We start from the raw sequence: 8,098 nt of genomic DNA, 5'->3' as shown, positions 1-8,098 counted from the left end.
AAAATCAAGGTAGAGAAAAAGCGACACAAAACGCCCGTTATCTTGGTGCCGCCTTTAGCCGCAACATCAATGATATTTGATTTGATGCCGCATAGAAGTGTTGTTCGTTATTTTTTAGCGAATGGTTATGATGTTTACTTGGTTGATTGGGGAGATGTAACCGCAGATCATAAAAACCTGTCGCTGGAAAGCTATGTGCTAGAGTGGATGCCAATGATCATGGATGCTGTCATTACGCATTCTGATGAGGAGGAGGTGTCAATCTTTGCATACTGCATGGGTGGCTTGCTTTCTCTTATGTATCTGGCGGTTTCAGGTGATGAATCAGTCAAAAACCTGGTGACAGTCGCGAGTCCGATCGATATGCATCAGAGCGGCGCAGCAGGTAAGGTTTTGTCGGCAATATATAAGCCAGCGCACCTGGTTTCCAACGTGCTTAATTTTTCCTTACTTGATTTACCGACACGCTATTTTCATGTGCCTGGATGGACTTCATCGCTAGTGTTTAAATTAACTAACCCAATGGGCTCAGTGATTAATACGTATGAGAAGTTTTTGAATTTATGGGATAGGGAGTATTTGGAAGAAAGTCTGACTATGAGCAAGTGGTTTGACGACATGGTAGATTATCCAGGGCGTACCATTCGGGAAATGGCGGTTCATATGATGATCAATAACACCATGGCTAAAGGAAAAATGCGTATTGGAAAGGTGATGGCCGAGTTTAATCAAATTAGATGCTCGATTCTGGCATTTGCAGGCGAGTCTGATAATTTGGTGAGTGTAAGTGCTGCGCACAAGGTTTTGGATATAGTCTCTTCAGAAGATAAAGAGTTTTGTGTTGTTCCGGGTGGGCATGCGGGCGTCTTTGCTGGTAACAAAGCGCCGCAAAATACCTGGCGCATAGCTGTAGATTGGTTGGCAAGCCGGTCTGATTAACAAGAGTGATAAATAATGGCAGAAAGGCAAGTATATAAAGTTAACTATTGGTTGAAGAATGATGATGGGCAAGTAGTCGATACTTCAGAAGGTGGCGAACCAATGGTAATTGAGATTGGTGGTGCTTCCGTGATTCGAGGGCTTCAAGAAGCTGTAAAGGGGAGGCAAGCGGGTGATCGCTTGGAAGTGCAGGTGCCGCCAGAAATGGCTTATGGTGCGCATAACCCGGAGTTTGTGTCAAAAGTACCTATGTCAGCTTTTGAAGGAGTAGAGCATGTTGTAGAAGGTATGAAGTTCCAGACCAATACCGGCTCTGATGCGCAGGTTGTTCAGGTTGTTAAAGTAGAAAAAGACTTCGTCCTGGTTGATGCAAACCACCCTTTAGCAGGCTTGGTTCTCAATTTTGAGATTGAGATAATCGAAGTGGTCGAAGCTGCGTAAAATTTAGCTAGAATAAAAAATATGCAATTTTTCATGTGTTTTTTGAAGCTGCATATATACTTACTGTTACATAACGGAAAAATGTATGGAATATCAGTACCTTTCGGGTCTCCATGCAATCCCAAATCACGAACTAAGATAAGAAAATACAGATGGAAGTTGAACAACAAAACGACGCTTGGCGAATTTTAATAGTTGAAGACGATGAGCGTTTAGCTGATCTCACCAAGGAATACTTGGAGAGTAATGGGCTTGTCGTTTCGGTTGAAGGTAATGGCTCTCATGCAGTTGATCGTATCGTCAATGAAAAGCCTGATCTGGTAGTGTTGGATCTGATGCTTCCAGGTGAGGATGGCTTGTCAATATGTCGTAAGGTGCGTCCTAATTATAATGGACCGATTCTTATGTTGACTGCGCGAACTGACGATCTAGATCAGGTACTAGGTTTGGAAATGGGGGCCGATGATTATATGTCTAAGCCTGTTCGTCCTAGGGTTCTGCTAGCAAGAATTCGCGCCTTACTTCGTCGGATTAATGAGCATGTTGACCAATCATCAGATGCTGGTGCAGAGTCAGGTCAGGCAGCTGATGCGACCCGCTTGGTATTTAACAACCTGGTTGTTGATAGCTCAATGCGAGAGGCATGGTTGGACGATGAAAGTATCGATTTAACCAGTGCAGAGTTTGACTTACTTTGGTTATTATCCAGTAATGCAGGTAACGTGCTGAGCCGTGAAGAAATCTTTACTAACTTGCGCGGTATCGAATATGATGGTCAAGATCGTTCGATTGATGTTCGAGTCTCTAGAATTCGTCCGAAAATAGGTGATGATCCGGTTCACCCACGAAGGATCAAGACAGTTCAAAGCAAGGGCTATTTGTTTGTAAAAGAGGCTTAGTTTATAAGTCTCTCAAGCTCGGCTTGCCAAATTATTTAAAGAGTTTTGGTTTTGAAGAAAATTCTAATTCGTATTTTTATTGGCCTAGTTTCAGTGATCACTGTGCTAGGCCTTTTTAGTCTTGGTCTGGTTAAAGTCTCTAATCAGGTTAGGGAAGAGCACTACTGGCATGATTTGCTGGTTACTCCTATGACCGAACTATCCCGTGTAATCAGTGAAGATCATTCAAAGCTGCCTGAACATACTTACCTATCTGATTATGAATCATTAGGTCTAAGTGCGGTAGAGCAAGAGCGTTTGATGTATGGACGACTGCTTGTGTCCCTGGAAGGTGACTACCTTAGAGCGATTATCCAGCAGCAAAATTCTAGCGAGCAGTTGTTAGTTTTTGAGTCTTTGCGCGATAAGCAGTTTTCAGCACTTTTTCGTCTTCTTGTAAGCGAATTACTGGTTGATGCGACGGAGTTGAGCAAGCTTGAAAGCATTGAATCACTGCTTAATGTCTCGATTGCTAAATTGGAAGAGACGAGTTCGGTAAGTTCTCAGTTAGTATTAAATGATATTGCCAAACAGGGTTTTCATGACGGTCTTGATGAAGATGGTTTATTTAGTTATGTGCGCTTGAAGAGCGGAGAACTGCTTCGTCTAGAGTATGGTGAAGTGTTCTCCGGTTTTTCATTTATTTTGTTCGTTGCACTGGTTTCCCTGTGTGTTGCAGTGCTTATGCTCTTTGTTTATTACCTGGTAGAGGGGTTCAGTCGCCGTTTACGCTCTATTGAAACAGCGGCAAGTCGTATTTCGCGAGGTGAGCTAGATGCTCGTGTATCCGGGGCGGGAAGTGAAGATGCGATCAGTCGCTTAGGTGGTGCTTTCAATAGTATGGCCGACCATATACAGCGCCTGATGTATGTGCAGAAAGAAATGATCCATGCTGTATCGCATGAGCTTAGAACCCCTGTTGCTAGAATACGCTTTGGTGTACAAATGATTGAAGACTGTCCCTCCGAGGAAGCATTGCAAAAGCAAGTAAAGGGGATCGATGGCGATATTCAGGAGCTTGACGAATTAATTGATGAGATATTGACCTATGCTCGACTTGAGCAGGGCGGGCCAATCTTGGCATTTCAGGAAGCTGATATTAGCGCAATTGTTGATCAAGTTGTTTCCGAGCAAGGCCTTGTTAAGCCAGATATGAGTATTTTCTCTGAGTTTAAAGAGGGCTCTGATGTATGGAAAATGTCAGAGGTTGAAACACGTTATATACATCGTTCGATTCAAAACCTTGTTGGTAATGCGACACGCTATGCTCAAGGAAGGGTAAAAGTTGTTTGCTCTTTTGATGCAGAGACATGTCGTGTAGATGTTGAAGACGATGGCCCTGGTATTCCAGAGGAAGATTGGGAGTCTGTCTTTACGCCGTTTGCGCGTTTGGACGATAGTCGCACACGTGCTTCAGGGGGTTATGGCCTAGGCTTGTCAATTGTACGCCGTATTCTTTATTGGCATGGGGGGCAAGCCTTCTTGGGCAGAAGTGATATGGGTGGAGCGAAGTTTAGTTTGGTATGGCCCAGGAAACAAAGCCAGACGAACAAACCCTAGGTGGCGATATCTGAAGCGCGCAGCTGCTGTCTGGCTTATCTTAGTAGAAAGTGCTTAAGAGGACAGGGGCCAGCCGCCGAGGTGTTGCCACTTATTGACTATCTTGCAGAATAGTTCTGCTGTCTTCTCCGTATCATACTTTGCGGTATGAGCGGCTTTCCCATCAAATTCAATTCCTGCCGCTCCACAGGCTTTTGCGAGAACGGTTTGGCCATATGCCAAACCCGACAGCGTTGCTGTATCAAATGTCGAAAAGGGGTGAAAAGGGTTGCGCTTAATATTGGCTCTTTCTGCTGCGGCAAAGACAAAGTTGTGGTCAAAGGTTGCGTTATGACCCACAAGTACAGCTCGTGTACAGCCAGTTTCCTTCACTGCTTTTCGAATAGGTGTGAATATTTTATCTAGGGCTAGCTTTTCGGGTTGAGCATTACGAAAAGGGCTGTGCGGATCAATTCCGGTAAATTCTAGCGCAGAAGCCTCAAGATTTGCTCCTCTAAAAGGCTCTACATTGCAATGTACAGTTTCTTTTAGGTAGAGATCGCCATCGGTCTTCATGCTGATAATAACAGCGGCTATTTCTAGTAGAGCGTCGGTTTTTGCGTTAAAGCCAGCGGTCTCAACATCAATCACGACTGGAAGAAAGCCCCGAAAGCGATTGGATATGGCGTGAGAATTGCATTTTTCAGATTGGTTTGGCACGGTTTGTCCTTATTTGTTCCGTTGCGTGGCTAAGTCGGCCAAGTTGTAGCGACAGTATATCAGAGCAAGGTTATGATAGGGCAAAGAATTGCCAGGTTTTGTTTTCAGTTTTTATGTGACTTGGAAAATACCTTATTAGGGGCTTGCTACAAAAAGAGCTGATCCGATTTATTATGGTAAGAGAATTTGTGAGGTGTCCGATTTGAAGCGCGGTAGTACTTTTGTAAGAGGCTTAATGTTAGGAGTCGTGATAGCTTGCTTATCAAGCCTTGCCCATGCCAAAACCTATAGCGCAGAGCTGGATCAGAGTCAGTGGTACCTGTCTTCCTCTATATTCGAATGCAGTCTGGTTCATGATATTCCTTATTATGGTAAGGGTGTCTTCTATCATGAAGCAGGAGAGAACCTGCGCTTCTATACGATGACTAATAATAACCCTATGAAACCGGGTAAAGCGGCGTTAGTGGTTGAGGCTTCATCTTGGAAGCCGGGCAAGGTAATTCAGGATCTGGGTTATGTCGACGTTGTAGATAGTGATCAGCCTTTAAGTGTGCCTAGAGCTAAAGCGACTAATATGATGCAGGGCCTATTAGAAGGCATGACGCCAACTTTTACCCGGAAAGCTTGGTACAGCGATGATTCAATCAGGGTTAGAATTAATAGTGTTAATTTCAAGTCAATCTATAATGGCTATCTTGATTGTATAGCAGGTTTGTTGCCGGTTAATTTTAGGCAGGTCGAGAAAACGCGTGTGCATTTTGAATCTGATAAGTCAGATCTAACCGAGCGTGATATAAAGTCACTGGATTTGGTGGTTCTCTATGTCTTAAATGACTCGAGTGTGACAGCTATTTATGTTGATGGTCACACAGACAGTACTGGCCGTAGAATTTATAACCGGCGCTTATCTAAAGCACGCGCGCAAGCCGTTAGGGATTACTTAATCAATAATGGTCTGGAAGCCGATATTATCCGTACACGTTACCATGGTGAGCGTTATCCGGTGGCTAAAAATAACACCAAAAAGAATAAGAAACTGAATAGACGTAGCACCGTTCGGCTGGTTCGCGATCTAGATTAAGCGTAATACAGTAAATATCTCGGCAATATTTGTATTTGTGGCCCAACAGCAAGTAGAATAGCCGCCTTTTCGTAATGAATATTATTAAGCGGAACAGGATTTCACTCGTTTAGCTGTTTGTGGCTGAAGAGTGACAGCTTGTTTTGTCTGCATCTTCGATAGTTGGAGCCTTTCTATGTCAGAAATTAACAAAGTTGTCTTGGCTTATTCTGGTGGTCTAGACACCTCTGTAATCGTTAAATGGTTACAGGAAACATACAACTGTGAAGTTGTTACCTACACAGCTGACCTTGGTCAAGGTGAAGAAGTTGAACCTGCACGTTCCAAAGCAGAAGCATTGGGTGTTAAAGAAATCTATATTGAAGACGTGCGCGAAGAATTTGTTCGTGACTATGTTTTCCCGATGTTCAGAGCAAATACTATTTATGAAGGCGAGTACCTGTTAGGTACGTCTATTGCTCGTCCTTTAATTGCCAAGCGAATGGTCGAAATTGCTAATGAAACAGGTGCTTGTGCTATCTCTCACGGTGCGACCGGTAAAGGTAATGACCAGATTCGTTTTGAGTTAGGTGCCTATGCACTTAAGCCGGGTGTTCAGGTCATTGCACCTTGGAGAGAATGGGATCTCAACTCTCGTGAAAGCTTGTTAGCCTATTGTGATACACACGGTATCGAAGTTGAAAAGAAGAAAGGTAAGTCTCCTTATTCTATGGATGCAAACTTGCTACATATTTCTTATGAAGGCGATATGCTAGAAGATCCTTGGAATGAGCCTGAAGAAGAAATGTGGCGTTGGTCTGTTTCTCCTGAGAACGCTCCAGATACACCGACTTATATCGAACTGACATATGAGAAAGGCGATATCACCGCGATCAATGGTGAAGCGATGAGCCCGGCAACCGTGCTTGAGACCTTGAATAAGGTCGGTGGTGATAATGGTGTCGGCCGTTTGGATATCGTTGAAAACCGCTATGTAGGTATGAAGTCTCGAGGCTGCTATGAAACGCCAGGGGGCACGATTATGCTTAAGGCTCACCGTGCGATTGAATCTTTGACTCTCGATAAAGAGTCTGCGCATTTGAAAGACAGTATTATGTCTAAGTATGCGGAGTTGGTTTATAACGGTTACTGGTGGTCCCCTGAGCGTAAAGCGCTTCAAGCCTTGATAGATGAAACACAGCATTATGTAAACGGTGTTGTTCGCGTTAAGCTTTATAAGGGTAACGTTGTGGTTGTCGGTCGTAAATCTGAAGAAACCTTGTTTGATGAGAGTATCGCTACATTTGAAGATGACGGTGGTTCATATGATCAGAAAGATGCTGAAGGTTTCATTAAATTGAATGCTCTACGTTTACGTATCGCTGCAGGTAAGGGGCGCGATCAGGGTTAAGCTCCTTTTCTCACCCATAAAAAAACCGACATTGATTGTCGGTTTTTTTGTTTCGGGCTTAGTTTAAGTACTTCACTAACTCTTTGATAATTTTGGAGCGTGCGATTTAACCGGCGATAGATTCTTTAAGGGTGCTGCTTTTGTTGCTATTAGCTGTTGCCGCTTCAATATCGATAAAGTCAGATAAGTATTCCCAGACGACTCTTCTTTGTAAGTTACTGCTTGGGATTGAGTCTAAGCCACCGATTATTTTGAGTAAGTCGCTACCTGTTTTGGTGAATGCCTGGGTATAGAAACCGACGCCTTGGCCGGGAGCGGTAAAGTCGTGGCTAACACTATGTCGCGTTTTACGGTAATAAAACTCGTAGCCAACTAGTAGCTCACTAGGGTCTCTTGCAATCATACCTGCATTGACGCAGTGTGATAGTAGGCGCAGCTCGGAAAATATATCATCTTCCTTCGTTAAGCTGTTGTTGGCGCGAAACACAAAAGGGTGACCGTTATGGCCGATAAAGGCATAGTTGGAAACCTTCTTAAAGGCAGTAATTTCCCAAGCGTCACAATGGTATAGAAAGTTCAGGCTACGCTTGGAGATTGAATGAGGTCGTTTTAGCTCACAAAGTAGAGCTCTGGCCCAGAGGCTTTGCATTGGGCTGCTACTAACATTCTGGGCGTAGTCAAAGAATATATTTGCCCAATCTGAATCTACGGATTTAGCCGTAACTTTTTGTCCTAGTAGACCGGAAGCAATTGCTAATATTGCTTCAATATTTGCTTGTCTTAGGGTTTCCTGGTGCCTGATTCGAGCATGAGTGCGCTCATTGAGGCTGGCAAAAGCAACATCGGTTTCAACATAGATCGGCTCGTCTGCTTCATCACTCGCCTTATCGCTGGCCAGGTCACGAACAACAGTGCCATTGGCGCGATAGTATCCGCCCATGGACTTGGTGCACAGTGCCACGAGTTTGGACCATGTTCCGATTTGTTTTTTCTTTCCTTTAGAACCGTGCAAGCTTTTGGCCCCTAACTGGACTCTGTTTAATTCGGTGA

8 protein-coding genes are annotated in these 8,098 nt (G+C 43.9%); 6 read left to right on the top strand and 2 right to left on the bottom strand.

The window, feature by feature from the left end; genetic code table 11:
* From A3766_RS13340 to A3766_RS13325, 4 genes are all read left to right on the top strand, one after another.
* Nucleotides 1–939: alpha/beta fold hydrolase (locus A3766_RS13340; protein ID WP_068642340.1), on the top strand; the 939-nt coding region annotated here is incomplete at its 5' end.
* A 15-nt stretch (nt 940–954) separates the two neighbouring features.
* Nucleotides 955–1,380 carry a peptidylprolyl isomerase gene (locus A3766_RS13335; protein WP_068507860.1) on the top strand — a complete coding sequence of 142 codons (426 nt, stop codon included), beginning with the start codon at nt 955–957 and terminating at the stop codon, nt 1,378–1,380.
* A 152-nt stretch (nt 1,381–1,532) separates the two neighbouring features.
* On the top strand, nt 1,533–2,279 hold the full coding sequence (locus A3766_RS13330) for a response regulator (RefSeq protein ID WP_068642338.1): 747 nt from the start codon (nt 1,533–1,535) through the stop codon (nt 2,277–2,279).
* 51 nt (nt 2,280–2,330) lie between these two features.
* Nucleotides 2,331–3,878 carry an ATP-binding protein gene (locus tag A3766_RS13325; protein ID WP_068507854.1) on the top strand — a complete coding sequence of 516 codons (1,548 nt, stop codon included), beginning with the start codon at nt 2,331–2,333 and terminating at the stop codon, nt 3,876–3,878.
* Between the two features lie 54 nt (nt 3,879–3,932).
* On the opposite strand, the gene rnt is transcribed toward A3766_RS13325, so the two are convergent.
* Nucleotides 3,933–4,577 carry a ribonuclease T gene (rnt, locus tag A3766_RS13320; protein WP_068507852.1) on the bottom strand — a complete coding sequence of 215 codons (645 nt, stop codon included), beginning with the start codon at nt 4,575–4,577 and terminating at the stop codon, nt 3,933–3,935.
* 202 nt (nt 4,578–4,779) lie between these two features.
* Here rnt and A3766_RS13315 point away from each other — a divergent pair, with 202 nt between their 5' ends.
* The gene (locus A3766_RS13315) at nt 4,780–5,658 is read left to right on the top strand and encodes an OmpA family protein (protein WP_231875515.1); all 879 of its coding nucleotides are present in this window, start codon (nt 4,780–4,782) and stop codon (nt 5,656–5,658) included.
* A 175-nt stretch (nt 5,659–5,833) separates the two neighbouring features.
* Nucleotides 5,834–7,048 (top strand): argininosuccinate synthase, encoded by a 1,215-nt coding sequence (locus A3766_RS13310; RefSeq protein WP_068507850.1) that lies wholly within the window; start codon nt 5,834–5,836, stop codon nt 7,046–7,048.
* Between the two features lie 106 nt (nt 7,049–7,154).
* Here the strand turns inward: A3766_RS13310 and A3766_RS13305 are convergent.
* On the bottom strand, nt 7,155–8,098 hold a 944-nt coding region (locus A3766_RS13305; protein ID WP_068642336.1), incomplete at its 5' end, for a DUF2806 domain-containing protein.

The organism is Oleiphilus sp. HI0132 (assembly GCF_001635845.1).
The sequence above is the reverse complement of the archived record's forward strand: the minus strand, read 5'-3'. Positions and strand labels throughout refer to the sequence as shown.

Excerpts from the sequence above, each read along its gene's own strand:
- A3766_RS13335 (WP_068507860.1), top strand. The coding sequence starts at position 955 with ATGGCAGAAAGGCAAGTATATAAAGTTAACTATTGGTTGAAGAATGAT.
- A3766_RS13330 (WP_068642338.1), top strand. The coding sequence starts at position 1,533 with ATGGAAGTTGAACAACAAAACGACGCTTGGCGAATTTTAATAGTTGAA.
- A3766_RS13310 (WP_068507850.1), top strand. The coding sequence starts at position 5,834 with ATGTCAGAAATTAACAAAGTTGTCTTGGCTTATTCTGGTGGTCTAGAC.